The organism is Pseudonocardia xinjiangensis (assembly GCF_012911925.1).
Classification (GTDB): Bacteria; Actinomycetota; Actinomycetes; order Mycobacteriales; family Pseudonocardiaceae; genus Pseudonocardia; species Pseudonocardia xinjiangensis.
This window is the reverse complement of the sequence record NZ_JAAXKY010000121.1, coordinates 1-23,920: the sequence shown is the minus strand read 5'-3', so window position 1 is coordinate 23,920 and position 23,920 is coordinate 1. Positions and strand designations below refer to the sequence as shown.

Annotated in this window: 19 protein-coding genes; 8 read left to right on the top strand and 11 right to left on the bottom strand. The window is 73.5% G+C overall.

Annotated features, from left to right (window positions below):
• Nucleotides 1-69: 69 nt before the first annotated feature.
• Together HF577_RS28050 and HF577_RS28045 are read right to left on the bottom strand one after the other, a co-directional pair.
• Entirely contained in the window at nucleotides 70-1,173 is a 1,104-nt protein-coding gene (locus HF577_RS28050; protein WP_169398979.1) for a glycosyltransferase, read from the bottom strand.
• 2 nt (nucleotides 1,174-1,175) lie between these two features.
• Nucleotides 1,176-2,327, bottom strand: a complete 1,152-nt coding sequence (locus HF577_RS28045) for a glycosyltransferase family 4 protein (protein ID WP_312859420.1) — start codon at nucleotides 2,325-2,327, stop codon at nucleotides 1,176-1,178.
• A 154-nt stretch (nucleotides 2,328-2,481) separates the two neighbouring features.
• Between HF577_RS28045 and HF577_RS28040 the strand changes: the two genes are divergently transcribed.
• The gene (locus HF577_RS28040) at nucleotides 2,482-3,312 is read left to right on the top strand and encodes an inositol monophosphatase family protein (RefSeq protein WP_169398977.1); all 831 of its coding nucleotides are present in this window, start codon (nucleotides 2,482-2,484) and stop codon (nucleotides 3,310-3,312) included.
• 91 nt (nucleotides 3,313-3,403) lie between these two features.
• Here the strand turns inward: HF577_RS28040 and HF577_RS28035 are convergent, their stop codons facing one another.
• On the bottom strand, nucleotides 3,404-3,889 hold the full coding sequence (locus tag HF577_RS28035) for a DUF3592 domain-containing protein (protein ID WP_169398976.1): 486 nt from the start codon (nucleotides 3,887-3,889) through the stop codon (nucleotides 3,404-3,406).
• 94 nt (nucleotides 3,890-3,983) lie between these two features.
• On the opposite strand from HF577_RS28035, the gene HF577_RS28030 reads away from it, so the two are divergent.
• Nucleotides 3,984-5,219, top strand: a complete 1,236-nt coding sequence (locus tag HF577_RS28030; protein ID WP_312859419.1) for an isochorismate synthase — start codon at nucleotides 3,984-3,986, stop codon at nucleotides 5,217-5,219.
• A 52-nt stretch (nucleotides 5,220-5,271) separates the two neighbouring features.
• Here HF577_RS28030 and menD read toward each other — a convergent pair whose 3' ends face one another.
• Together menD and betA are read right to left on the bottom strand one after the other, a co-directional pair.
• Entirely contained in the window at nucleotides 5,272-6,927 is a 1,656-nt protein-coding gene (gene menD / locus HF577_RS28025; protein ID WP_169398974.1) for a 2-succinyl-5-enolpyruvyl-6-hydroxy-3-cyclohexene-1-carboxylic-acid synthase, read from the bottom strand.
• Between the two features lie 44 nt (nucleotides 6,928-6,971).
• A complete protein-coding gene (gene betA, locus HF577_RS28020; RefSeq protein ID WP_169398973.1) occupies nucleotides 6,972-8,657 on the bottom strand; it encodes a choline dehydrogenase in 1,686 nt (561 codons plus the stop codon).
• 601 nt (nucleotides 8,658-9,258) lie between these two features.
• Here betA and HF577_RS28015 point away from each other — a divergent pair.
• Entirely contained in the window at nucleotides 9,259-11,184 is a 1,926-nt protein-coding gene (locus HF577_RS28015) for a glycogen debranching N-terminal domain-containing protein (RefSeq protein WP_169398972.1), read from the top strand.
• A gap of 39 nt (nucleotides 11,185-11,223) precedes the next feature.
• On the opposite strand, the gene HF577_RS28010 is transcribed toward HF577_RS28015, so the two are convergent.
• From HF577_RS28010 to HF577_RS28000, 3 genes are read right to left on the bottom strand one after another with little or no spacing between them, the layout of a single operon-like run.
• A complete protein-coding gene (locus HF577_RS28010) occupies nucleotides 11,224-12,162 on the bottom strand; it encodes a carbohydrate ABC transporter permease (protein WP_169398971.1) in 939 nt (312 codons plus the stop codon).
• Nucleotides 12,162-13,172 (bottom strand): carbohydrate ABC transporter permease, encoded by a 1,011-nt coding sequence (locus tag HF577_RS28005; protein ID WP_211174943.1) that lies wholly within the window; start codon nucleotides 13,170-13,172, stop codon nucleotides 12,162-12,164. The genes HF577_RS28010 and HF577_RS28005 overlap by 1 nt, the downstream gene beginning before the upstream one ends.
• On the bottom strand, nucleotides 13,169-14,563 hold the full coding sequence (locus HF577_RS28000) for an ABC transporter substrate-binding protein (RefSeq protein ID WP_169398970.1): 1,395 nt from the start codon (nucleotides 14,561-14,563) through the stop codon (nucleotides 13,169-13,171). The genes HF577_RS28005 and HF577_RS28000 overlap by 4 nt, the downstream gene beginning before the upstream one ends.
• A 283-nt stretch (nucleotides 14,564-14,846) precedes the next feature.
• On the opposite strand from HF577_RS28000, the gene HF577_RS27995 reads away from it, so the two are divergent.
• From HF577_RS27995 to HF577_RS27980, 4 genes are all read left to right on the top strand, one after another.
• Nucleotides 14,847-15,581, top strand: coding sequence for an ABC transporter ATP-binding protein (locus HF577_RS27995; protein ID WP_169398980.1), 735 nt, complete (start codon nucleotides 14,847-14,849; stop codon nucleotides 15,579-15,581).
• A gap of 3 nt (nucleotides 15,582-15,584) precedes the next feature.
• Nucleotides 15,585-17,495, top strand: a complete 1,911-nt coding sequence (locus tag HF577_RS27990; RefSeq protein ID WP_169398969.1) for an FtsX-like permease family protein — start codon at nucleotides 15,585-15,587, stop codon at nucleotides 17,493-17,495.
• 118 nt (nucleotides 17,496-17,613) lie between these two features.
• Entirely contained in the window at nucleotides 17,614-19,008 is a 1,395-nt protein-coding gene (locus tag HF577_RS27985; RefSeq protein ID WP_169398968.1) for an FAD-dependent oxidoreductase, read from the top strand.
• Nucleotides 19,009-19,063: 55 nt separating this feature from the next.
• A complete protein-coding gene (locus HF577_RS27980; protein ID WP_169398967.1) occupies nucleotides 19,064-20,701 on the top strand; it encodes an ABC-F family ATP-binding cassette domain-containing protein in 1,638 nt (545 codons plus the stop codon).
• Between the two features lie 21 nt (nucleotides 20,702-20,722).
• On the opposite strand, the gene HF577_RS27975 is transcribed toward HF577_RS27980, so the two are convergent.
• Complete coding sequence (locus tag HF577_RS27975) at nucleotides 20,723-21,733, bottom strand: aldo/keto reductase family protein (RefSeq protein ID WP_169398966.1); 1,011 nt, start codon at nucleotides 21,731-21,733, stop codon at nucleotides 20,723-20,725.
• 194 nt (nucleotides 21,734-21,927) lie between these two features.
• Between HF577_RS27975 and HF577_RS27970 the strand changes: the two genes are divergently transcribed.
• Nucleotides 21,928-22,551 (top strand): SGNH/GDSL hydrolase family protein, encoded by a 624-nt coding sequence (locus HF577_RS27970; protein ID WP_169398965.1) that lies wholly within the window; start codon nucleotides 21,928-21,930, stop codon nucleotides 22,549-22,551.
• A 102-nt stretch (nucleotides 22,552-22,653) separates the two neighbouring features.
• Here the strand turns inward: HF577_RS27970 and HF577_RS27965 are convergent, their stop codons facing one another.
• Nucleotides 22,654-22,962, bottom strand: coding sequence for an adhesin (locus HF577_RS27965; protein ID WP_169398964.1), 309 nt, complete (start codon nucleotides 22,960-22,962; stop codon nucleotides 22,654-22,656).
• Between the two features lie 62 nt (nucleotides 22,963-23,024).
• The gene (locus tag HF577_RS27960; RefSeq protein WP_169398963.1) at nucleotides 23,025-23,852 is read right to left on the bottom strand and encodes an aldo/keto reductase; all 828 of its coding nucleotides are present in this window, start codon (nucleotides 23,850-23,852) and stop codon (nucleotides 23,025-23,027) included.
• Nucleotides 23,853-23,920 lie beyond the last annotated feature (68 nt).

Genomic DNA, 23,920 nt, shown 5'->3' with positions numbered 1-23,920 from the left:
CCCGAAATCCGTCCGCGAGTCGCCCGTTCCCGGCCCGCGAGTCGCCCCTTCCCACCCGCCGGTTGCAGGTCAGCAGGTGAGGCGGGCGAGCATCCGTCCGACGGACTCCGGCCAGCCGAACTGCTCGGCCCGGGCGCGCGCCGCCGCCCGCCGCGCTCCCTCGTCGGCCGCGAGCAGCGTCGTGACGCACGCGGCGAAGGCCTCGGGGCGGTCCAGGGCCGCGGCACCGGACGGCCCGACGATCTCCGGCAGCGCCGACGACGCCGACACGACGACGGGCGTGCCGCTGGCCAGGGCCTCCAGTGCCGACAACCCGAACGTCTCGTGCGGACCGGGCGCGAGCGAGACGTCCGCGGACGCGAGGAGCCGCGCCAACCGGCTGCGGTCGGGCACGAAGCCGATGAACGTCACGGGTAGCCCGCTCGCGCGCCGCTCCAGCACCGGGCGGCGCGGACCGTCACCGGCGACGACCAGCCGGACCCGGTGGCCGGCGGCGCGCAACGCCGCGACGGTGTCGATGCTCCGCTCCGGGTGCTTCTCCGGGGAGAGCCGCCCGCAGTGGACGAGCAGGGTGTCGGCGCCGTCGGCGAGTGCACTCCGCAGCGCCGGGTCGCGGTGCAACGGGGAGAAGGTCGCGAGATCGACCCCCAGCGGTATCTGCGCGACGTTGGCCACGCCGATCCGGTCGAACTCGGCGCGGGCGAACGAGGTGGTGCACACGACGGTGTCGTAGGCGGCGGCCATCCGCGCGTTCGCGGCGTCGGCGACCCTTCTGGCGGCCGGCTCGGGCAGCAGGAACTGCGAGAGCAGCCGGTCGAGGCGCTCGTGGGAGATCACGATGCTCGGCACGCCCCGCCGGGACGCCCACCGACCGAGGCCGCGCAGCGTCAGCCGGTCGGACACCTCGATGGCGTCCGGACGCAGCCGGTCGAGCAGCCGCTCGACCCGCCAGGGGTCCACGGCGCGGTACCCGCCGGTGCCGGGCAGCCGGGGTGCGGCGATGGTGATCCGGCGGATGCCACCGGGCAGCACCTCGGCGGCGGACCTCGCGCCGGGCACCACGAGCACCACCTCGTGACCCCGGCCCGCGTAGCCCGCGCCGAGGTGGTGGAGCGCGGTGCGCAGGCCGCCGGAGCGGGGACCGTAGAAGTTGGCGAGCTGGACGATGCGCACAGTCAGGCTGCCGCCGCCGTGGCCCCGATGACCTCCGCGTAGTGCGCGAGCAGCTCGTCGCCCACCGCCGACCACGTACGCCGCAGCACCGACTGCCGGGCAGCGGCGCCGAACCGGGCCCTCGTCCCGGCATCGGTGAGCGCCTCGACGGCCGCACGCAGCTGCGCATCCGCCGCGACCGACCTCGGGTCGTGCGTCTCCGCGCCGTCGGGATGCGGGGGCACGAGGTAGCCGGTGCGACCGGGGAGCACCAGGTCGCGCGGGCCACCCGCATCCGGCGCGACGACGGGCAGCCCCGACGCGAGCGCTTCCTGGACGGCCTGGCAGAAGGTCTCCGACGGGCCCGTGTGGACGAAGACGTCCAGCGACGCGTAGATCCGGGCCAGCTCGTCGCCACCGCGGAAGCCGAGGAACGCCGCCGTGGGCAACGCGGCCGCCAGCCTCTCCCGGCTCGGGCCGGAGCCGACCACCACGAGCCGGGTGCCGGGCACGTCGGCCAGCGCGGTGAGCCGCTCGACCTGCTTCTCCGGTGCCAGCCTGCCCACGTAGCCGACCAGCAGCTCACCATCGGGCGCCAGCGACGCCCGCAGCCGGTCGTCGCGCTTGTGCGGGGTGAACCTGCGGGTGTCGACGCCGCGCGCCCACTGGTGCACCCGCGGCACCCCGCGGGCCCGCAGCGCCTCGGTGGCCCAGCTCGACGGGGCGAGCGTGCGGTCGGCCTGGCCGTGCAGCCGGCACGTCCAGCGCCACGCCGCGCGCGCCGTCAGCCCCAGGCCGTACGAGGAGGCGAACCCGGCCACGTCCGTCTGGTAGACCGCGACGGTCGGGATGCCCAGCCGGCGCGCCGCGGCGAGCCCGCGGTAGCCGACGACGAACGGCGCAGCCAGGTGGACGACGTCGGGGGCGAACTCCCGCAGCGCCGTCAGCACCCGCCGGCTCGGCACGCCCACCGGCATCGACGACACGACCGGCAGGTCCACCGCCGGAATCCGCACGACACGGGCGCCCGCGTACTCCATCGGGCCGTCCATCCCCGGTGCGATCACCAACGCCTCGTGCCCGGCGGCCGTCAGGTGCTCGACGACCCGCAGCACGGAGTTCGTCACGCCGTTGACCACGGGAAGGAAGCACTCGGAGACGATGGCGACACGCACAGGGGAACCGTCGCGCGTCCGGAGGGCGGGGTGCTGACGAGCCATCGAACACGCGGCCAACAGCCCGTGTCGGGCACACAGTTGGCCGGGTGATCCTTGACACGTCATCTGGGCGACGCACCCGGGACACCGGAGCCGGTGACGCTCGGACCACATGACCGTCCAGCAGCACCCGAGCGCACTCCCGTCACCGCTCCCGGTGGAGCCGGGGCTGCTTTCCAGGGCCTTGGAGGTGGCCGGACGCCTGGCCAACGACGCCGCGGAGGTCATCACGGCCACCGCGGGTCGCGGGCAGCAGCCGGGCGCCACGCACAAGGCGAACCCCTTCGACTGGGTCACCGACACCGACCGCACGCTGGAGCGGCACACCCGCCGCGTGCTGGCCTCGGAGTTCCCGGGGATCCCGGTCGTCGGCGAGGAGTTCGGCAGCCCCACGGACGCCGCCGACGCGCCCTACCGCTGGGTGGTCGACCCGGTCGACGGCACCGCCAACTACGTCGCCGGCTTCCCCTGGTGCGCCTACAGCCTCGCGTTGGTGGACGGCTCAGGACCGGTCGTCGGGGTGATCGCCGATCCCAGCCGGGCCCAGATCTACGCGGCCGCCCGCGGACGAGGGGTACGGGCGAACGGCGTGGCCGTCACCGTCACACCGCGGTCGCCCACCGGGGGCCTGGTGTGCGCTGAGCTCTCACTGGAACGCGCACCCGCGTTCGCCCGGCACGCTGCCGCCGGTCACGTGGGGGTCCGTGTGCTGGGGTCGTCGGCGCTCGCGATCACCCAGGTGGCCCTCGGCCACGCCGTCGCCGCCGTGCTCGACGGCTACCGCGAGTGGGACGTGGCAGGCGCCGCGTGCCTCGCGGCGGAGGCCGGCGCGCTGGTCGTCGACGGGGAGGGGCGGCCGAACCCGCTGCCCACCGGTGCGATGGTGGTCGCCGTCCCGGGGTCGCTCGACGAGGTGCTCGGCTGGTGGCACGCAGACCGGTAGGAACACCGGGCGACTCGCGCGCGGGAATCGGGCGACTCGCGCGGCGGGATCGGGCGACTCGCGGGCGGGTGGGGTGAGGCGGCCCGATCCGTCAGGATCCGGCGCGGCGGCGGCGCAGCCACACGGCGAGGGGGCCGAGCACCGCCCACATCACGACGACGCCGAGCCCCAGCGGAACCAGCCCGTCGAGCGCGGAGCGGCCGGCCACCCGCACGAGCTCGGGCTCGGTGACGTCGTACTCGACCGCGATCGTGTCGCCTTCCTGCAGGCCACGGGGGTAGAAGACCCCGTGCTCGGGCACGACCGCCTCCCCGTTGGCCACCGTGAACCGGACGAGCGTGCGGGAGAACGTCGAGCCGCGGAGCACCTCGGCCTGGGCGACGGCGGGGTTGGCGGCGATCGCCCGGTCGTCGAGTGCGGCGCCCACGAGTGCGAGGAAGGCCAGCGCGGTGACCACCACCGCGAGACCGGCGACGATCTCGGGGAGACGCCGCGCGATCCCGCGTGCCGCCGGACGAACCAGCGCAGCCAGGTCGTCGACGGCGCGGGTCCCGGTACGCCCCGTGCCAGTCGCCACGACACGGGAGTCTATGCGCGGCGGCCGGCGGGTGTGGGCGGCACCTCTCGGACCCGGCGCGCATCGGACAGCGCGGCCTCCTACGCTCGGTTACGTGACAATCGCCCCGCTGCCGGGCGGGTTAGCCGTGCGAACGAGGCTCATCGACGACCCGGGCCGCCTCATCGACCTGCTTCCCGACGCCCAGAATCCCTTGGCCTGGGTACGCGGTCCCGATGGTCTCGTCGGCTGGGGCGAGGTCGCCCGCTTCACCGGCACGGGGCCGGAGCGGTTCACCGAGGCGGACACCTGGTGGCGGTCGTTCACCGAGCGGCTCGACGTGACCGACGAGGTGGGGACGCCCGGGGCGGGACCCGTGGCCTTCGCCAGCTTCACGTTCGACGACACGTCGCCCGGCTCCGCGCTCGTCGTTCCCCGGGTCCTGGTGGGGCGCCGCGACGGGCGGTCCTGGGTCACCGAGTTCTCGGGGGACGGGCCGCCCGCGGTCCGCGCGGTGAGCCCCGTCCGGCCGACGGGGACGCTGCGCTTCGCCGACGGCATGCTCCCCGTGGCCGGCTACCGCAAGGCCGTGGCCGAGGCGGTGCGGCGGATGCGGGCGGGCGAGCTCGAGAAGGCCTGCCTCGCCCACGACCTGCTGGCCGTCAGCGACTCCCCCCTCGATCCGCGGTTCCTCCTCGACGGGCTGGCCGAGCGATACCCGACCTGCTGGTCCTACGCCGTGGACAGGCTGGTCGGAGCCACGCCCGAACTGCTGATGCGGCGCACCGCCGGCATCGTGGAGTCCCGGGTGCTGGCCGGGACGATCTGGCCGGGGTCGGGCGACGACCTGCCGGGACAGCTGATGGGTTCGGCGAAGGACCGGCACGAGCACGCGCTGGCCGTCGACTCGCTGGCCGCCGCGCTCCGCCCGCTCTGCGAGTCGCTCGACGTGCCGGAGACGCCGGGAGTGATCGCCCTGCACAACGTGTCCCACCTGGCGAGCGACGTGCGCGGCACCCTCCGCCCCGGCGCCCCGGCATCGCTGCTCGAACTCGCCGAGGCCGTGCACCCGACAGCCGCCGTGGGCGGTACGCCCCGCGACACCGCGCTCCGCGTGATCAGCGAGCTCGAGGGCATGGACCGGGGCCGCTACGCCGGTCCGGTCGGCTGGGTCGACGGCAACGGCGACGGCGAGCTCGGCATCGCACTGCGGTGCGCCCAGCTCGACGGATCGGTGGCACGGCTGTTCGCCGGATGCGGGATCGTGGCCGACTCCGATCCGGAGAAGGAGGCGCGGGAGGCCGCGGCGAAGATGGTGGCCGTGCGCGACGCGCTGGAAGCCGAGGCCTGAGGGCGAGGCCCGGCCGGCGGCCACGGACCCGGCTGCCGCCGGGCCGGTGATGTCAGCCCGCGTCGTGCAGCGCGGCGGCCACCGCCGCGTCCACGGCGGTCCGCACGGCCGCGTGGCCCGCGCGCAACGACGGGCGATCCGCCAGCACCTCCACCACCCGCAGGCCCGGGGCGGGGACCACGGCGGCCGCGACGTCGGCGACGTCCACCCGGAGGTGGCCGACCCCGGTGGCGGCACACAGCGCGGCGAGGTCGACGCGGTGCGGCGTCCCGAAGATCCGCTCGAACGCCGCGGCGTGCTCGGGCGCCCCCTGCTCCAGCAGCCCGAAGATGCCACCGCCTCCGTCGTTGAGGACGACGACGGTGAGGTCGGGCCGCGGCTCGTCCGGACCGATGACGAAGCCGGTGGTGTCGTGCAGCAGCGTGAGGTCGCCGAGCAGCGCGTACGCCGGGCCGTCGTGCGCGAGCGCAGCTCCCAGCGCCGTCGACACGCTGCCGTCGATCCCGGCGACACCCCGGTTGGTGAGCACGGTGAGCCCCCGGCGGGGGACCGCGGCGAGCGAGACGTCCCGGACGGGGTTGGACGAGCCGAGCAGCAGCTGCCCGCCGTCGGGCAGACCGGCCAGCACCGAGCGGGCGAGCCGGAGCCCGATCGGCGCCGTGCCGTCGTCCATGACCTGGTCCAGCGCCTTCGCCGCGGCGGTGTCGGCGGTGCGCCAGCGGTGCGTCCAGGACGGGTCGGGGGTCAGCGGTGGCAGCGAGCCGACCGCCTGGGCGGTGCCGGCCACGTCCGTCCACGGGAGACCGTTCGGATCGGCCAGCACGTAGGTGGCGACGGACGGGTCGGCGAGCAGCCGCTGGACCGCCCGGTGCAGCGTGGGGCGGCCCGCCACCACCACCTGGGCCGGCTTCAACGACGCGGCCGCCGGGGCGCCGAGCAGCCACGGACCGGTACGCACGGCCGTCGACCACGGCGCCGACGCCGGCTCCGCGACCACCGGCACCGGCAGGTCGTGCAGACCGGCCGGTGCGTTGCCGCCGGCGATCACGAGCGTGGGCGCGGAGGGGTCCAGCGGCAGCACCGGAGCGTCCCGCCCGATCGGGGGCACGGACGTCCACGGCCCGCCGTCAGCACGCCCGGCCGGCGCGGCCCCGGTGCCGTCGGGCACGAGCGGCTCCGCGAAGGGGAGGTTGAGCTGGACCGGCCCCGGGGGTCCGCCGAGTGCGCCGGTCGCCGCGGCCACGGCCCGGTCGGTGAGGGAGCGCCAGCGTCCGTTGTCGGCCGCGCTCCCTCCGGCGGGTCCGGTGAGCGTGAGCCGCACGGCCGTGCCGAAGATCCCGGCCTGGGCGATCGTCTGGTTGGCTCCGGTGCCGACCATCTCCTGGGGACGGTCGGCACTGAGCACGAGCAGCGGCACCCCCGCGAAGGACGCCTCGAGAACGGCGGGGTGCAGGTTGGCCACCGCCGTGCCCGAGGTGGTGCACACCGGCACCGGACGCCCGGAGCGCAAGGCGAGCCCGAGCGCCAGGAACCCGGCCGTCCGCTCGTCGATCCGCACGTGCAACCGGAGCCGGCCCGCGACGTCCGCTGCGTGCAGCGCGAACGAGAGCGGGGCGTTGCGGGAGCCGGCACACAGCACCGCGTCGGTGACGCCGCAGCGCACCAGTTCGTCGACGATCACCTGGGCCTGCAGCGTCGACGGGTTCACAAGTCGAGCCTAGGCGCGCCGCGGAGCACTCGTCGGTCCGGTATCTACGCGACCGGCGTGGTCTGCGCCGATGTGGTCTGTGCCGGCGCGGGCTCGGGCCGGTAGAACGGCTCGTGCTGCGGCGGCGGCGGAGTGCGGCCGAGAATCAGGTCGGCGGCCTTCTCCGCGATCATCACGACCGGGGCGAAGGTGTTGGCGTTGGTGACGTGCGGCATGACCGACGCGTCGACCACGCGCAGGCCCTCGGTGCCGTGCACCCGCATCGACGCGGGGTCGACGACGGCGTCCCCGCCCGTGCCCATCCGGCAGCTGCCCGCGTAGTGCATCGCCGAGACAGCGTGCTCGGCGACCCACGCCAGGATCTGCTCGTCGGTACGGACCGCCGGGCCCGGGGCCGCCTCGCCGCCGTCGTACTGCTCGAACGCGGGCTGCGCGAGGATCTCCCTGGCGATCCTGATGGAGTCGAGCCACTCCCGGCGGTCCTGCTCGGTGGACAGGAAGTTGAACCGGATCGCCGGGGGCGCCGCAGGGTTCGCGGACCTGATCCGGACGTGCCCGCGGGCGTCGGAGGAGACGGGGCCGACGTGCAGCTGGTACCCGTGGCGGTCCGACGGCGAGGACTCGTAGCTCCTCGAGGCGATCGGCAGGAACTGGAACATGATGTTCGGGTAGGCGACGTCGGAGTTGCTCCGCACGAAGCCGCCCGCCTCGAAGTGGTTGGTGGCACCCGGGCCGCTGCGCAGGAACAGCCACTGGAAACCGATCGACGGCGCGTTCTTCAGCGAGGACGTGGGGCCGAGGGACACCGGCTGGGTGCAGGAGTGCTGCACCATCACCTCGAGGTGGTCCTGCAGGTTCTCGCCGACGCCCGGCAGGTGGTGCACCACCGGCACGCCGAGTGCGGAGAGCCGGTCGGCGTCGCCGATCCCCGACAGCTGCAGGATCTGGGGCGACTTGATCGTGCCGCCGCTGACGACGGTCTCGCCGCCCATGACCTGCTCACGGTTGCCGTGCCGGTCGGTGTACTCGACGCCCACGGCGCGGGTGCCGTCGAACAGCACGCGCGTGACGTTGACGCCGGTGCGCACCTCGAGGTTGGGCCGCGACATCGCCGGATGCAGGTAGGCCCGTGCCGCCGACCACCGGCGGGTGGAGCGGATGTTGCGGTCGAAGCGGCCGAAGCCCTCCTGCCGGTGGCCGTTGACGTCCTCGGTGGTCGGGTACCCGGCCTCCACCGTGGCCTGCAGGAACGCCCCGAACAGCGGGTTGGCCGCGCGGCCGCGCTCCAGCGTGATGGGGCCGCCGCGACCGCGGTAGGGGGTGTCGGTGAGGGAGTCCTCGCTGCGCCGGAAGTAGGGCAGGACGTTGGCGTAGGCCCACTCGTCCATGCCGGGCTCGGCCGCCCAGCGCTCGTAGTCCATCGGGTTGCCCCGCTGGAAGATCATCCCGTTCATGCTGCTCGAGCCGCCGAGCAGCCGTCCGGCCGGCACCTTCAGGCGGCGTCCTCGCAGGTGGGGCTCCGGCTCGCTCTGGTGGCGCCAGTCGTAGAAGGACCGGCCCATCGGGAACGGGAGAGCGGCCGGCATGTGGATGAGCACGTCGAACCGGTAGTCCGGGCGCCCCGCCTCCAGCACCAGTACCCGGATGCCGGGATCTGCGCTGAGCCGGTTCGCCAGCACGCAGCCGGCGGAACCGGCGCCCACGATGATGTAGTCGTACGGGGCCTGCATGTGCCACTCCTGTCGGGGGCCGTCCGAACGCTGGGGAGGCCGCGAGGCTAACCCATTCGGGCAGACCCGAGGAACGTGTGATCGACGCTCCGCAACGGTCTCGATGGTGCGGAAAGCGGAAGGAGAACGGTACTACTCCAACCAGTACCGTCGGACCACGAACCGCACGCCCGTGCCCAGGTGGGCAGACCGGATGACCGCGTCGGCACGTCGACGTGCCCGGGACTCCGGGGGTCCCGCCACCGTGGCGGCCCGATCCGGGCCTGTCGTCCCTGATGAGAGCGCTCGTCCGGCTTCGGGTGGTCGACCGGTCACGGCCCGCTCGGTCCGCACCGCGAGGTCACACGGCGGAACGGCGAACCTTTCCGATTTGCTGTTGATCGGACGTGCGCACAACTGCACGTCGGCGTTCCGCTGGGTCGGAGACTCCTTCTCACGGGTCGGCGAACGGGGCAGATGGTGCTGCATACGGTCGTCGCAATGGGGGTGCTCGCGGGGTCGAGGCCGCACCCCACGACTTCCCCGGAAGCACGGAACGGCCATCACGGGTTAGGTTGACGATGAGCCATGGGGCACGCCGGTGCCCTCCCGGGAGCATCGCATGAGGCGTCCGCACGCCCCGTCGGACCGACCAGGACAAGCCACCCTCGACCAGTTGCTCACGGTGCTCGCTGCACCCGCCGTACTGCTCTCCGATCCGGACGGTCAGGTCCGGCCCGACGGCGCCCAGGGCCTGTACGTCGGCGACACGCGGTACGGGAGCCGCCTGGAGATCGGCGTCGACGGCGCGGACCTGCACGCCCGGTCCGTCCCGCTCGACGACGCCGCCACGGCCCGGTTCGACGGTGAGCTGCGCGGCGACCGGGGGCTGGTGCGGCTGCGCCGGGAACGCACGCTGGCCGACGGGCACGTGGTCGACCACGTGGAGCTGCACAATGTCGAGCTGCCCGACTCGGAGGCGAGCGGGACGGTCGACGGGGTGTCCCTGCGGGTGGTGGTGCGGGCCCGCAGCGACCTCGCGGCCACGGCGGTGGTGAAGTCGGGCGCCCCGCTGGACGTCGTGGTGCCGCAGGTCGGCGGGGGCGGCGCCCGGTGGTCCCGCAACGGGACCGGTGCTGAGCTGGTCGTCGAGCCCGCGGCGGGTGAGGCCACCACCGTCGGCCCGGACGCGGTGCTCGCCTGGCCGGTGCACCTGGAGCCGGGCGAACGCTGGTCGGTGCGGCTCACCGTCGGCCCGGCGGGCGGCAGGCCCGCGGGCTTCACCCCCGCGGCCCCGATCCCGTGGACGCTCCCGGCGGCCGGGGCCGGGCACCTCGACGCGCTGCTGCACCGCAGCCTCGCCGACCTCGACGGGCTCATGCTCGCCGATCCCCACGCCCCCGACGGCCGCCACGACCGGTTCACCGCCGCCGGGAGCCCCTGGTTCTGCACGCTCTTCGGCCGCGACTCGCTGTGGACGGCCCGGCTGCTGCTGCCGCTGGGCACCGAGCTCGCCGCGAGCACCCTGCGGGTCCTCGCGCGGCGGCAGGGCCGCAGGCACGACGCCCGCTCCGAGGAGGAGCCCGGCAAGATCCTCCACGAGGTGCGCCCCGGTGGTCTGCGGGCGGGAGGGCTGGACCTGCCCCCGCACTACTACGGGACGATCGACGCCACCTCCCTGTGGTGCTGCCTGCTGCACGACGCATGGCGCGCCGGGATGGCCGAGGACGAGGTGGCCGCGCTGCTGCCGAACCTGGAGTCGGCGCTGGACTGGATCGCCCGGACCGCAGGGCCGACGGGTTTCCTCACCTACCGCGGTTCGTCCGGCGGTGGCCTGGCCAACCAGGGCTGGAAGGACTCCGCCGGTGGCGTGCGCTGGGCCGACGGCTCGATCGCCGAGCGTCCGCTGGCGCTCTGTGAGGTGCAGGGCTACGCCTACTCGGCGGCGCGGGGCGGGGCGGCGGTGCTCGAGGCGTTCGGTCACGGGGGCACCCGCGAGTGGCTGCGGTGGGCCGACGAGCTCGCCGTGCGGTTCCGGTCGGCCTTCTGGATCGACGACCCGGCCGGGGCCTACCCCGCCATCGCGCTCGACGCCGGTGGCCGCGCCGTCACCGGACCCGCATCGAACATGGGCCACCTGCTGTCCACCGGCCTGCTGACGGCGGCGGAGGCCGACCTGGTCGCCGACCGGCTCGCCCGCCCGGACCTGGACGGCGGCCGCGGCCTGCGCACCCTGTCGAGCACGAGCGCGGGGTTCGATCCGCTGACCTACCACTGCGGGTCGGTGTGGCCGCACGACACGGCCGTCGCGGTGCTCGGGCTGGCCGGGGTCGGGCGCCACGACGTGGCCCGGTCGCTCGGCGAGGGACTCGTCGCCGCGGCGGCCGAGTTCGACGACCGGCTGCCGGAGCTCTACGCCGAGGTGGACGGGGAGACGTCGAGCTACCCGACGGCATGCCGGCCCCAGGCGTGGGCCGCGGCGGGCGCCGTCGCCGTGGTGGGCTACCTCAGCGGATGGCCGCTCCCGGAGTGGACGCGGGGCGCCTGACCGGCGGCGCCGGACTCAGCCGGCGCGCGCTCGGTGGTGTCAGCCCTTCTCCGCACCGGCGGTGAGCCCCTCGGTGAGGAGCCGCTCGCTGGCGAAGAAGACGACGATGATCGGGATCGTCACGATCACCGAGCCCGCCATCAGGACCGTGGTGGGGATCTCGATGCCGCCTGCCAGCTGGGAGAGCCCGAGCGACACCGTCCAGCGGTCCCGGTCCTCCACGAGGAACAGCAGCGCGAACAGGAACTCGTTCCACGCGATCATGAACACGAACAGGGCGTTGGCGATGATCGCCGGCATGGCCAGCGGCAGGCTGATCCGCCGCATGACGCCGAGCCTGCTGCACCCGTCGATCGCGGCGGCCTCCTCCAGGCTGACCGGGACGGTGTCGAAGTAGTTGCGCAGCATGTAGATCGACACGGCCACGATCTGGGAGACGTAGACGATCAGCAGGCCGGCCAGCGAGCCCCGCAGGCCGATCCGTGTGAAGAACACGAACAGCGGGACGGCCAGCAGGATGCTGGGGAACAGGTAGACGGCGAGGAAGAGCACGCTGACCTGCCGCCTGCCGAAGAACCGCAGCCTGCTCACGGCGTAGGCGCCGGGCAGCGCGATCAGCAGAGTGAGCACCACCGTGCCGAACGCGACGATCGCGCTGTTGGCCATGAACTGCAGGAAGCCCTGTCCCCCGGCCCCGCCCGGCGTGAGCACCGTGAGGTAGCTGCCGAGGTCCCATTCGGACGGCCCGACCCACAGCGCGCCGGGGTCCTGCAATACCCGGTCGAGCGGCCGCAGCGACAGCAGCCCCATGTAGTAGAAGGGGAACAGCGTGACGATCAGCAGCCCGACGATGACCACGACGCGCAGCACCGCGAACAGCCGGTTCTCCAGCTCGTCGCGGCTGAACCGGCGCGGCGCGGGCGGCGGCTTCGGAGGCGTGGCGGCGGGCGGCGCCACGCCCACCTCGGTGCCGGCCATCAGGACTGCTCCTCGCGCGGCGCGAGCCGCCACAGGTAGAGACCGATGAGGACCGCCAGGATCGCGGCGAGCACCAGCGCCTGGGCCGCTGCCCCGCCGATGTCGCCGCGGGCGGTGAGGGAGTTGAAGACCGAGACGCTGATGACCTCGGTGCCCGCGCCACCGCCCGTCAGCAGCCAGATGTCGTCGAAGCTGTTGAACGTCCAGATGAACCGCAGTACCGAGAGCACCGCGATCGTCGGCAGCAACTGCGGCAGCACGATGTAGCGGAAGCGCTGCGTGAGCGTGGCGCCGTCCACCCTGGCCGCCTCCTCGAGGGTGGACGGCACGGCCTGCAGCCGCGCGGTCAGGAACAGGAACGCGAACGGGAACGACCGCCACGCCTCGAAGGCGATCACCGTGAGCAGTGCGGTGGGGACGCCGACGTGCCAGCCGAAGACGGAAACCTCGCTGCTGCGCTGGCTCAGGAACGCGATCGGCTCGTCCCAGCCCAGCAGCCGGGTGCCCCAGTGGTTGGCCACCCCGAACTGCGGGCTGAGCATGGTCTTCCAGGCGTAGGTGACCGCCACGATGGGGGCCACGTAGGGCAGCAGCATCGCCGCGCGGACGAGTCCGCGGAAGCGGAACCTGCGCCGCAGCGCGAGCGCCGCGACCAGGCCGACACCGATCGCCGCTGCCGTGCCGAACACCGAGTACGCCAGCGTCGTCGCCAGGTTGCCCCAGAAGGCGGACGAGCCGAACACCTTCTCGAAGTTGGCGAGGGTGAAGTTGCCGAACAGGCCGGAGCTGCGCAGGTTCAGCAGCCGCAGCCGCTGGAAGGCCAGCAGCACCGTCCAGAGGATCGGCAGCACCACCATCACCACCACGATGACCACCGTCGGGGAGATCAGCGCGAGCCCGGCGCGCGCCTCCGCACGCTGCAGCGTGCGTCCGCTCCCGGAACGGCGGTCCGACCGGGGCGCCCCGCCGGATCCGGACGACGGCGCAGGCGCGCCGACATCCACGCTCACCGCAAGCTGTCCTGGATCGACCGCAGTGTGGCGGCGGCCTGGTCGGCGGCTCCGCGGGCGTCGGCGCCTCCGCTCGTGACCGCCGCGACGGCGGCCGGCACCGGGAGCTCCCCGAGCGAGGCCCCGATCAGGTCACCCTGCCCCTGGGTGATCCCCCACCGAGTGAAGGCCTCGGGGCCGGTGGACAGGACGTCCAGCACCTCCGGTGGGTAGAACTGCGTCAGCGGGCCCTCGGTGTCGACGCCGACGGGCAGCGTCTTCCACCTGTCGACGAACTCCGTGCCGCCGGGCGTGCTGCCGGACCGGGCGGGGAACTTGCCCTCGGGCGCGAAGGCCAGCCAGTCGACGTACCCGTCGCTCATCATGAACCGGACGAACTGCTGCGCGGGGTCGACGGCCGCCTCCGAGGTGATCGCCCAGTTGACGACCTCACCGAACTGCGCGGGCGCCGTGCCGTCTGGACCACGGAGGGACGTGACGACGCCGGTGTTCCTCGCGAGGAAGGTCGGGTCGGCCACGCACTCCGGGCAGCTGGGCTTGGCGTCGTTGCGCAGTCCGGCCAGCTCGTCGAGCAGGAACGTGGACCACACGGCCATGGCCGCCTGGCCGGAGAAGTAGGCGGCGCGCACCGTGTCGACGTCCTGGGTGCCGGGCACGGAGTAGTTCGTGATCAGGTCACGGTAGAAGTCGAACGCGGCGACGCACTGCGGGCTCGCGATGGTGATCTCACCGGCGCTGTTCACCATCTCGCACCCGTTGGCGAGCGCGATGTGCTCGAAGGTCTGCTGGGTGAAGGCGTCGCCCGGCGCGGTGGCCCCCACGAACCCCACACGGCCGTCGCGGGTGAGCGTGCGTGCCGCGGTCAGGATGTCGGCGTAGGTGGCGGGGGCGGGCAGCCCCGCGGCGTCGAACAGGTCGCGCCGGTAGTAGAGAAGCTGCGACCACGCCTCGCTGGGCACCGCGAGCTGCCGGTCGCCGTCCCTGGTGAGCTCGAGGGCCCGCTGGTCGAAGGTGCCGGCGCCCAGCGCGTCCACCACGGCGGCGGTGGCGTCGGTGTTCACGAGGTCGTTGGTCGCGAGCGTGCGCACCGACGACAGCGGGATCGACCCGATCACGTCCGGCAGCTCACCGGCCGCGGCCGAACTGGTGAGGAGCTGGTTGAACTGGTCCTCGTCGACCCCGACGAGGTCCACCTGCACCCCGGTCTGCTGCGTGAAACGGGCGATGATGGCCTGCGTGGCGGCCACGCGGTCGGGGAGGGTGTCGGCCGTCCACACCGTGATGCGCTGGGCGTCGCCGCCGCCGTCCTCACCCCCACCGGCGCAGGCGGACAGCAGCAGCGCGGTCACGAGACCCAGGGCCGCGACGATGCGGCGGGTCGCACTTCTCATTCGACGTCTCCCCATGGGCCGGTTCGAAGTGCGGCAAGTCAACCCCGGCGGCATCCTGATCCACAAGCCTCGTTTGAGCATCGCTTTGCGTGGCTATTACCTGCACGGAGCAACCTCGACCGCTCCGGTCGACGGCGGGATCCGCCAGTTCTGGACAACGGTTGAAGCGGTCGCATCCGGGCATCGGAGTTCCGGGGGTGGGGCGCTCCCCACCCCGGGCTCGGGGGCGCAGGGCACTGCCCATGAGGACGCCGGGCGCTGAGATCGTCGTATGACCCAGACGATGACTCCGCCGGCCACCGCGGCGGTGGCGCTGCGCGGCGTGAGCCGCACCTACGGCACCGGACCGGCGGCGGTGCGGGCCGTCGACCGCGTGGACCTCGACTTCCGCCGCGGCACCTGGACCGCCGTGATGGGCCCGTCGGGATCCGGGAAGTCGACGCTGCTGCACTGCGCGGCCGGGCTCGAACGTGTCGACGCCGGGCAGGTGCTGCTCGGCGACACCGACATCGGTACGGCAGGCGACGCGGAGCTCACCGCGCTGCGCCGCGAGCGCATCGGCTTCGTGTTCCAGAGCTTCAACCTGCTCGGCGCGCTCACTGCCGAACAGAACGTGGCGCTCCCGCTGCGGCTGGCCGGACGGCGGCCGTCGCGGTCGGAGGTCCGCGCCGTGCTCGCGGCCGTCGGGCTGGCCGACCGCGCCCGGCACCGGCCGCGCGAGCTGTCCGGCGGCCAGCAGCAGCGGGTCGCGATCGCCCGCGCGATGGTGACCCGCCCCGACGTGCTCTTCGCCGACGAGCCCACCGGAGCGCTCGACTCCACCACCGCACGCACGGTGCTCGGGCTCCTGCGCGCAGTGGTGGACGGCGGGCAGACCATCGTCATGGTCACGCACGACCCGGCTGCTGCCGCCCACGCGGACGGCGTCGTGTTCCTGCGGGACGGGCGCGTCGTCGACCGGCTCGCCGGCGCGAGCGCCCGCGACGTGGCCGACCGCCTCGTGACCCTGGAGCGCTGACCCGTGCTGCGTCTGTCCTGGTCCACGTTCACCGAGCGCTGGCCGCTCTTCGTCGGAGCCGCGCTGACCGTCTGTCTCGGCGTCGCGCTCGTCCAGTCGTCGCTGCTCGTGCTGATCTCCGTGGCCACTCTCGACGCCCCGGCCGGGCTCAGCACCACCGAGCTCGCCGGCTTCGCCGAGAGCGTCGAGGTCGGCGTGACGCTCTCCGCACTGACCCTGGCCTTCTCGGCCTTCCTGACGGTGTTCATCGTCGGGTCGACGTTCGCGTTCACCGTCGCCCAGCGCCGCCGCGACCTCGCACTGCTGCGGCTGGCGGGCGGCGGGCGCGGACAGCTGCGCAGGCTGCTCCTCAGCGAGGCCGTGCTGCTCGGGGGGATCGGCACGGCCGCCGGAGTCCCGGTGGGGCTGGCGGTGATGGCGTTCCAGTCGTGGCTGCTCGGGGCGCTCGGCTTCGTGCCGCCCGGGTTCACCCCGCAGTGGCGCACGTGGATCCTCGGCGTCTCCGTGGGCGTCGGCCTCGCCGTCGCGGTGGCCGGGGTCCTCGTCGCGGCGCGCAGGGCGTCGCGGGTGCAGCCCCTGGAGGCGCTGCGGGACAGCGGCGAGGCCGCCCGGGTGATGACGGCGGGCCGATGGGGCGCCGGCGGGCTCTTCGGGGCCGGGGCTGTCGCGCTGGTCGTCCTGTCGCCGCTGGGTGGCGCAGGAGGCGGCCAGGCGATGGCGGTGAACGCGGCGCTGTGCGCTGCGGTGGCGTTCAGCGCGCTGAGCCCGCTGCTGGTGCCGGGGATCGCCCGGCTGCTGCCGGCGCAGGCGGGCGGCGTGCTCGCCGAGCTGGCCGGGGCCAACCTGCGCGACGGGGTCCGGCGCAGCGCGTCGATCGCCGCGCCGCTGATCGTGCTGGTCGGGCTGCTGCTGGGGCAGACGGCGGCGCTCACCTCCTTCGCCACGGCCGCTGCGGCCGAGCAGCGCCGCGGCACCAGCGGCGATCTCGTGGTGGAGGCGACCGGAGCGGCGGCCGGACCGTGGGTCAGCGGTGTCCCCGGGGTGGCCGCCACCTCCACCGAGCTCACGGTGCCGATCTCGGTCACCCGCGGCACCGGCGAGGACGCCGAGACCGAGCGGGGCGCCGCGCTCGTGGTGGACCCGGCGGCCTACGAACGGTTCCACCCCGGCACCGCGGGGCTGGCCGGGCTGCGCGGGCGGGCCGCAGCCGCCGGACCCGGCGGCGACGCCGGCAGCCCCGGTGAGACGGTCGCCGTCCGAGCGGGGGGTGCCGACCTCGGGCCGCTGCTCGTGGTCGCCGCGGCTCCCGCCCGGATCGGTGGCGGGGCGAACCTGCTGCTCCCGGCGGGCCTCGTACCCGAGCACGAGCTCGCGGACGCTCCCTCCCGGACCTTCGTCGCGCTGCATCCCGGGGCCGACGGGATGGCGGTGGCCGCCGCGGTCGCCGCCGTCGGTGAGGTGCACACCGTGGACGAGTGGAGCGCGCGCGACGCCGCGGCGCGTGATGCGATGAGCACGAGCGTGCTCCTGGTGATCATGGGCCTGGGCGGGGTGTACGCGCTGATCGGCGTCATCAACGCCGTGGTGGTGGGAGCCTCGGCGCGGCGGCCGGAGTTCGCGGCCGCGCGGGCCGCCGGCCTCTCCCGCGGCCAGGTCGTGCGCTCGGCGCTGCTGGAGTCGTGGGCGGTCACCGTGATCGGGCTCCTGCTCGGTGTGCTCGCCGCGGGCACGACCTTCCTCGCGGTGCTGGCCACGACGGCCGTGGTCACCGGCGCGGCCACGCTCGCAGTGCCGTGGCCGTTCGTGCTCACCGTCTGCGTCGGCGCGTTCCTCGTGACGGGTGCGACGAGCGTCATCACCTCGATGTCGGCCACCCGCACGCTGCCGGTCGCTCTCCTGGGCAGCCGCGAGTAGGCCGTGCTGCAGAGCGGTCCTGGACGTGGTGACACCCACACCGGGGTGGGTTCGCCGAGCGGCCGCCGGATGCCATATTTGAAAAATCAAGCGATCATCGACACCGCCTGGAGTCACCGTGCCGGAATCTCCCGCCGCCACCTTCGAACGGCTCAGCGGGCTCCTGCAGCCGCTTGACACAGAGGTCCTCTTCGACCGGGCACACGTGCTCGGGGGGAGCATCGCCGGGCTGCTCGCCGCCCGCGTCCTCGCCGACCACGCCAGAAGCGTGGTCATCGTCGAGCGGGACGGCACCGACACCGCGGCCGACACGCGGCCCGGCGTGCCCCAGGGCTACCAGGTGCACACCCTGCTGCCCGGCGGGCGGGAGCAGATCGAACGCTGGTTCCCCGGGCTCACCCAGGAGGCGATCGACCGGGGCGCTGAGCTGTCCGATCCGGAGAGGTCCGTCGGCTACCTCGACGGCGTCCAGCAGATGAGCACCCCCAACACCCGGCTCGTCACCAGCAGCCGCCCCTTCCTCGAGTCGCTGATCAGGCGCCGCACCCTCGCCCTGCCCAACGTCGAGATCGTCACCGGGCGGGCGACCGGCCTCGCCTACGAGGGCGACGCGGTGAGCGCGGTGCGCTACCTCACCGACGACGGGGAACGGGAGGAGAACACCGACTTCGTGGTGGACGCCACCGGCCGCGCCAGCAGACTCACCGAGTGGCTGGAGCAGGGCGGCTGGCCGCGACCCGAGCTGGAACGCCTGGCCGTCGACGTCCGGTACCTGTCCGCCCGGTTCAAGCGCTCCCCCGACCGGACCGGCCCCCTGAGCGGCATCGCCCGCTACAGCCCGGGCTTCCCGTCGAAGGGTGCGGCGGGCGCGGCGGTCAACGCGATCGAGGACAGCCAGTGGACGATCATGCTCGCCTGGCACGGCGACGCGGGGCGCGGCACGACGAAGGACGGCTTCCTCGCCGAGTGCGCCGACCTGCCCCCGATCTTCCAGGAGGCAGCCGCCGGGCAGATGGTCGGTGACGTCGTCCCGTACCGGCATCCCGACAGCCGCAGGCGCCACTTCGCCGACCTCGATCGCTTCCCGGCCCGGCTGGTCGCCGTCGGCGACGCCGTGGCGTCGTTCAACCCGGTGTTCGGCCAGGGCATGTCGTCGGCCGCCCTGCACGCGTCGTGCCTGTCGGAGTACCTGCGCTCCGACGTCGACCGGACCGCCGCGGCGCGGGAGTTCTTCGCACTGCAGAAGGTGGTCGTCGACGCGGCGTGGGACGTCTCCACCGCGGGCGACGCCGCCCGGCTCGGTATCCGGCCGCCGCAGACCGCGAAGGCCCGGGTCCAGCGGTGGGTGCTCGGGCAGGTCTTCGCCGCGGCAGACCGGGACGTCGAGGTCGCCACTGCCGTGCGTGCCGTGGGCTTCATGACCGCCCACCCGCGGTCGCTGGCCGCGCCGCACGTCGTGGCCCGGGCCGTGCTCGCCAACCGGCGCGCCCGCCGGGCGGCAGCCACGGGCTGAGGGCCGGCCACCCGCGCCGATGGCGGGTGCGCCGAGCAGTAGCGTGGACGGCGCCATGAGCGCCACCCTGCAGGCCACCGATCTCGCCGCCGGCCACGGCGCCCGCGTCCTCTTCTCCGGTCTCGATGTCGTCGTCGCCCCTGGTGACGTCGTCGGGCTCGTCGGGGCCAACGGCGCGGGCAAGTCCACCCTCCTGCGTCTGCTCGCAGGAGAGCTCGAACCGGAGGACGGCAAGATCGTCCTCAGCCCGCCGGACGCGACCGTCGGGCACCTCCCGCAGGAGCCCGAACGGCGCCCCGGCGAGACGGTCACCGCGTTTCTCGCTCGCCGCACGGGTGTCGCAGCGGCCCAGGCGGCGATGGACTCGGCGGCAGAGGCTCTCGGCACCGGCGCACCCGGTGCCGACGACGCGTACGCCGCCGCCCTGGACCGGTGGCTCGCCCTCGGTGGCGCCGACCTGGAGGAGCGGGCGGGCGGCGTCACCGCCGACGTCGGGCTGGCGATCGACCTCACCACGCCGATGACGGCCCTCTCCGGAGGGCAGGCGGCCCGCGCCGGGCTCGCCGCGCTGCTGCTCTCGCGCTACGACGTCCTCCTGCTCGACGAGCCGACCAACGACCTCGACCTCGACGGCCTGGAGCGGCTGGAGCGGTTCGTGCAGGGGCTGCGGTCGCCTGCTGTGATCGTCAGCCACGACCGGGAGTTCCTCGCCCGCACCGTCAACCGGGTGGTCGAGCTCGACCTCGCCCAGCAGCAGGTGGGCGTCTACGACGGCGGCTACGACAGCTACCTCGCCGAGCGCGAGGTGGCCAGGCGGCACGCCCGCGAGGCCTACGAGGAGTACGACGACAAGCTGGGCGGGCTCAAGGACCGGGCCCAGATGCAGCGCAACTGGATGGCCCAGGGCGTGCGCAACGCGCGGCGCAAGGCCACCGACAACGACAAGATCAGCCGCAAGACCCGCACGGAGGCGAGCGAGAAGCAGGCCGCGAAGGCGCGCCAGACGCAACGGATGATCGAACGGCTCGACGTGGTCGAGGAGCCGCGCAAGGAGTGGGAGCTCCGCATGACGATCGCGGCGGCACCCCGTTCGGGCACGGTCGTCGCGTCGATGTCCGGGGCGGTGGTGCGCCGCGGGTCGTTCACGCTCGGGCCGATCGACGCGCGCGTCGACTGGGCCGACCGGATCGTGATCACCGGGGCGAACGGGTCGGGCAAGACCACGCTGCTCGGCGCGCTGCTGGGCCGCATTCCCGTCGACTCCGGGACGGCGGGGCTCGGCTCGGGCGTGCGCCTCGGAGAGATCGACCAGGCCCGCGGCCTCTTCCTGGGACCACAGCCGCTCGCCCGCGCGTTCGGCGACGCGGTGCCGGACTGGGCGGAGTCGGACGTGCGCACCCTGCTGGCGAAGTTCGGGCTCACCAACGACCACGCCCCGCGCCCCGCGGTGGAGCTCTCCCCCGGCGAGCGAACCCGCGCGGCACTCGCGCTCCTGCAGGCCCGCGAGGTGAACCTGCTGGTGCTCGACGAACCCACCAACCACCTCGACCTGCCCGCGATCGAGCAGCTCGAACAGGCGTTGGACTCCTTCGGCGGCACCGTGCTGCTGGTGACCCACGACCGGCGGATGCTCGACACCGTGCGGACCACCCGCCACTGGACAGTGGCGGGTGGCCGGCTCACCGAGTCCTAGCCGCCGGTGAGGCCGCCCCGGTCAGACGGGGCGGGTCTTCGGGGCGTTCGCCGCGGTGCGGGCGGGGTCGCGCTCCACGATGTCGCCCAGCGCCTCGTCGATGCGCTTCATGACGTCGAGCTCCAGCGTCACACCGGAGGCCTTGACGTTCTCGGCCACCTGCTCGGGCCGGCTGGCCCCGATGATCGCTGCCGCGACGTTGTCGTTCTGCAGGACCCACGCCACCCCGAGCTGAGCCATCGACAGTCCCAGGTCCGCGGCGATCGGCTCGAGCTGCTGCACCCGGCTGAGCGTCTCGTCGTTCAGGAAGCGCCTGATCATGTTGGCGCCCCCCTTCTCGTCCGTGGCCCGCGAGCCGGCAGGCAGCTCGGCGCCCGGCTTGTACTTGCCGGTGAGCACCCCCTGCGCGATCGGGGAGAAGACGATCTGGCTGACGCCGAGCTCGGCCGAGGCGGGCACGACCTGCTCCTCGATCACCCGCCACAGCATGGAGTACTGCGGCTGGCTGGAGATGAGCTTGATCCCGAGGTCGGTCGCGAGGGCGTGGCCGGCCCGCAGCTGTTCGGCCGTCCACTCGCTGACGCCGATGTAGTGCGCCTTGCCGGCGCGCACCACGTCGGCGAACGCCTGCATCGTCTCCTCGAGCGGCGTCTCGGTGTCGTACCGGTGGGCCTGGTAGACGTCGACGTAGTCGGTCTGCAGCCGCGAGAGACTCGCGTCGATCGACTCCATGATGTGCTTGCGCGACAGCCCGCAGTCGTTGTGCCCCTTCGGGCCGGTGGGCCAGTAGACCTTCGTGAGGATCTCCAGCGACGCCCTGCGCTCGCCCTTCAGCGCCTCTCCGAGCACCGTTTCGGCGGCCCCGTTGGCGTACACGTCGGCGGTGTCGAAGGTGGTGATTCCCGCGTCGAGAGCCGCGCGGACGCACGCCGTCGCGGCGTCGTTCTCGATCTGCGAACCATGAGTGAGCCAGTTGCCGTATGTGATCTCCGAGATCTTCAGCCCGGAGTCACCCAAATACCGAAATTCCACGGTGCTGACAGTAGGTCGCGGACATCCACGACACCACCGGACCTCAGGCCGCGGGCACGCCACCGCGGCACCGTGGGCCGGCGGGCGGCCATGATCGCTCTGGTCCACCCGGTATCGACGCAGGTAGCGTCCCCGCGGGGACTGAACCGGGTCAACCGGATCAGTGGGAGTACCGCAACCAGGACGGGGGAGCAATGCAGCTCGAGGGGGCGCGGACAGTGGTGTTCGCAGGCGACAGCGTCACCGACTGCGGGCACACCGGTGACCCGCCACGACATCTGGGCCACGGCTACGTCCGGCTGGTCGACGACGCGCTCGCGACGGTGCTCGGGGCCTCCGCACCCCGGGTGGTGAACTCCGGGACCAGCGGCAACCGGCTCGTCGACCTCGAACGCAGGTGGCAGGCGGACGTGATCGACCAGCGCCCCGACGTCGTGTCCGTGCTCATCGGCGTGAACGACACCTGGCGCCGCTACGACCGGGGCATGCTCTCGCTGACCACCGAGTTCGAGGCCCGCTACGACCGCATGCTCGGCGCACTCGTCGAGGCCACGCACGCGCGTCTGGTGCTGGTGGAACCGTTCCTGGTGCCCGTGGACGACGACCAGCCGGCGTGGCGTGCCGACCTCGACCCGAAGATCGACGCCGTCCACCGGCTCGCCGAGAAATGGTCCGCCACGCTCGTGTCCGCCGACCGGGAGATGCGCGAACGCGCCCGCGTCGTCGGGGCCGCGGCGCTCGCCGACGACGGGGTGCACCCGACCGACCTCGGCCACAAGGTGCTCGCGGACCTGTGGCTCGACACGGTGCTGGGGTAGCCGCCGCTCCCCATCCCGCATTGCAGCAAAGCCACTTTCCCGCAACGTCGTTGCGGGAAAGTGGCTTTGCCGACTTGGGTCGAGGTCGGTAGGACGAGCGGGTCAGGCCTCCGGGAGCTCCTCCTGCAACCCGATGGCGAAGCGGAGCTCCTGCTCGCCGTCGGCGCCGGGCACCGGCTGGACGTCGAGCACCTTGTCGTCGAGAACCTCGGCCGCCACCGGCTCGAGGAACACGCTCACACCCTCCCCGGCGAGGACGACGTCGTCGGCGTCCGGCTGGCCGGCGAGCGACAGCTCGAGGCCCTGATCCGGGTCGGGTGCGGAGATCCGCAGCCCGCCCCCGTCAGGCAGCTCCGCATCGGTGGTCAGCGACTTGATCGCTTCGGCCGCGTTGTCGGTGATTGCCAACATGCGGCGCAACGCTAGGGGTGCGGCGCCGCATCCGCAGCGTGGAGCCGACGATCGCTGCCCGATCAGCCGAAGTTCGAGGGGTCCGGACCCGTGCGGGTGCCGTTCTCGAGCTCCGCGAACGTGGCCAGGTCGTCGTCGGACAGCTCGACGTCGAACACGTCGAGGTTCTCCCGCACCCGCGTCGGCGTCACCGACTTCGGGATCACGATGTTGCCGAGCTGCAGGTGCCACGCCAGCACGATCTGCGCCGGGGTCTTGCCGTACTTCTCCGCGAGCCCCACGATCCGCTCGTCGGACAGCAGGTCCCCGCCCTTGGCGAGCGGGCTCCAGGCCTCGGTCGCGATCCCGTGCTCCCGGTGGTAGGCGCGCAGCTCGTCCTGCGGGAGCCACGGGTGCAGCTCGATCTGGTTCAGCGCGGGCACCGTGCTGGTCTCCGCGGCGAGCCGGTCGAGGTCGGGGACCCGGAAGTTCGAGACCCCGATCGCGCGCGCCTTGCCGTCGGACGCGATCTTCTCGAACGCCTTCCACGTCTCGACGAAGCGGTCACTCTTCGGCCGCGGCCAGTGGATCAGGAAGAGGTCCACGTGGTCGAGCCCGAGCCGCTGCAGGCTCTCGTCCAGCGCGGTGATCGCCTCGTCGTAGCCGTGGCGGTCGTTGTTCAGCTTCGTGGTGACGAAGACCTCGTCGCGGGACAGCCCGCAGTCGCGCAGGGCCTGCCCCACGCCCTCCTCGTTGCCGTAGCCCTGCGCCGTGTCGATGTGCCGGTAACCGGCCTCCAAGGCGTCGCGCACGGCATCGGCTGTCCGGTCCGGCTCGATCTGGAACACCCCGTAGCCGATCTGCGGGATCTCGACGCCGTTGTTCAGACGGATATTCGGTACGTGCGACATGCCCGCAGGCTACCCACGGCGCGCCGTGGCGTAACGGCGGCGAAACCCAGCCCACACCACCCCCCACG

What these genes read in the sequence shown, in the direction of transcription:
- HF577_RS28040 (WP_169398977.1), top strand. Translation starts at nt 2,482, where the DNA reads ATGACCGTCCAGCAGCACCCGAGCGCACTCCCGTCACCGCTCCCGGTG.
- betA (WP_169398973.1), bottom strand. Translation starts at nt 8,657, where the DNA reads ATGCAGGCCCCGTACGACTACATCATCGTGGGCGCCGGTTCCGCCGGC.
- HF577_RS28015 (WP_169398972.1), top strand. Translation starts at nt 9,259, where the DNA reads ATGAGGCGTCCGCACGCCCCGTCGGACCGACCAGGACAAGCCACCCTC.
- HF577_RS28010 (WP_169398971.1), bottom strand. Translation starts at nt 12,162, where the DNA reads ATGGCCGGCACCGAGGTGGGCGTGGCGCCGCCCGCCGCCACGCCTCCG.
- HF577_RS28000 (WP_169398970.1), bottom strand. Translation starts at nt 14,563, where the DNA reads ATGAGAAGTGCGACCCGCCGCATCGTCGCGGCCCTGGGTCTCGTGACC.
- HF577_RS27995 (WP_169398980.1), top strand. Translation starts at nt 14,847, where the DNA reads ATGACTCCGCCGGCCACCGCGGCGGTGGCGCTGCGCGGCGTGAGCCGC.
- HF577_RS27980 (WP_169398967.1), top strand. Translation starts at nt 19,064, where the DNA reads ATGAGCGCCACCCTGCAGGCCACCGATCTCGCCGCCGGCCACGGCGCC.
- HF577_RS27970 (WP_169398965.1), top strand. Translation starts at nt 21,928, where the DNA reads ATGCAGCTCGAGGGGGCGCGGACAGTGGTGTTCGCAGGCGACAGCGTC.
- HF577_RS27965 (WP_169398964.1), bottom strand. Translation starts at nt 22,962, where the DNA reads ATGTTGGCAATCACCGACAACGCGGCCGAAGCGATCAAGTCGCTGACC.
- HF577_RS27960 (WP_169398963.1), bottom strand. Translation starts at nt 23,852, where the DNA reads ATGTCGCACGTACCGAATATCCGTCTGAACAACGGCGTCGAGATCCCG.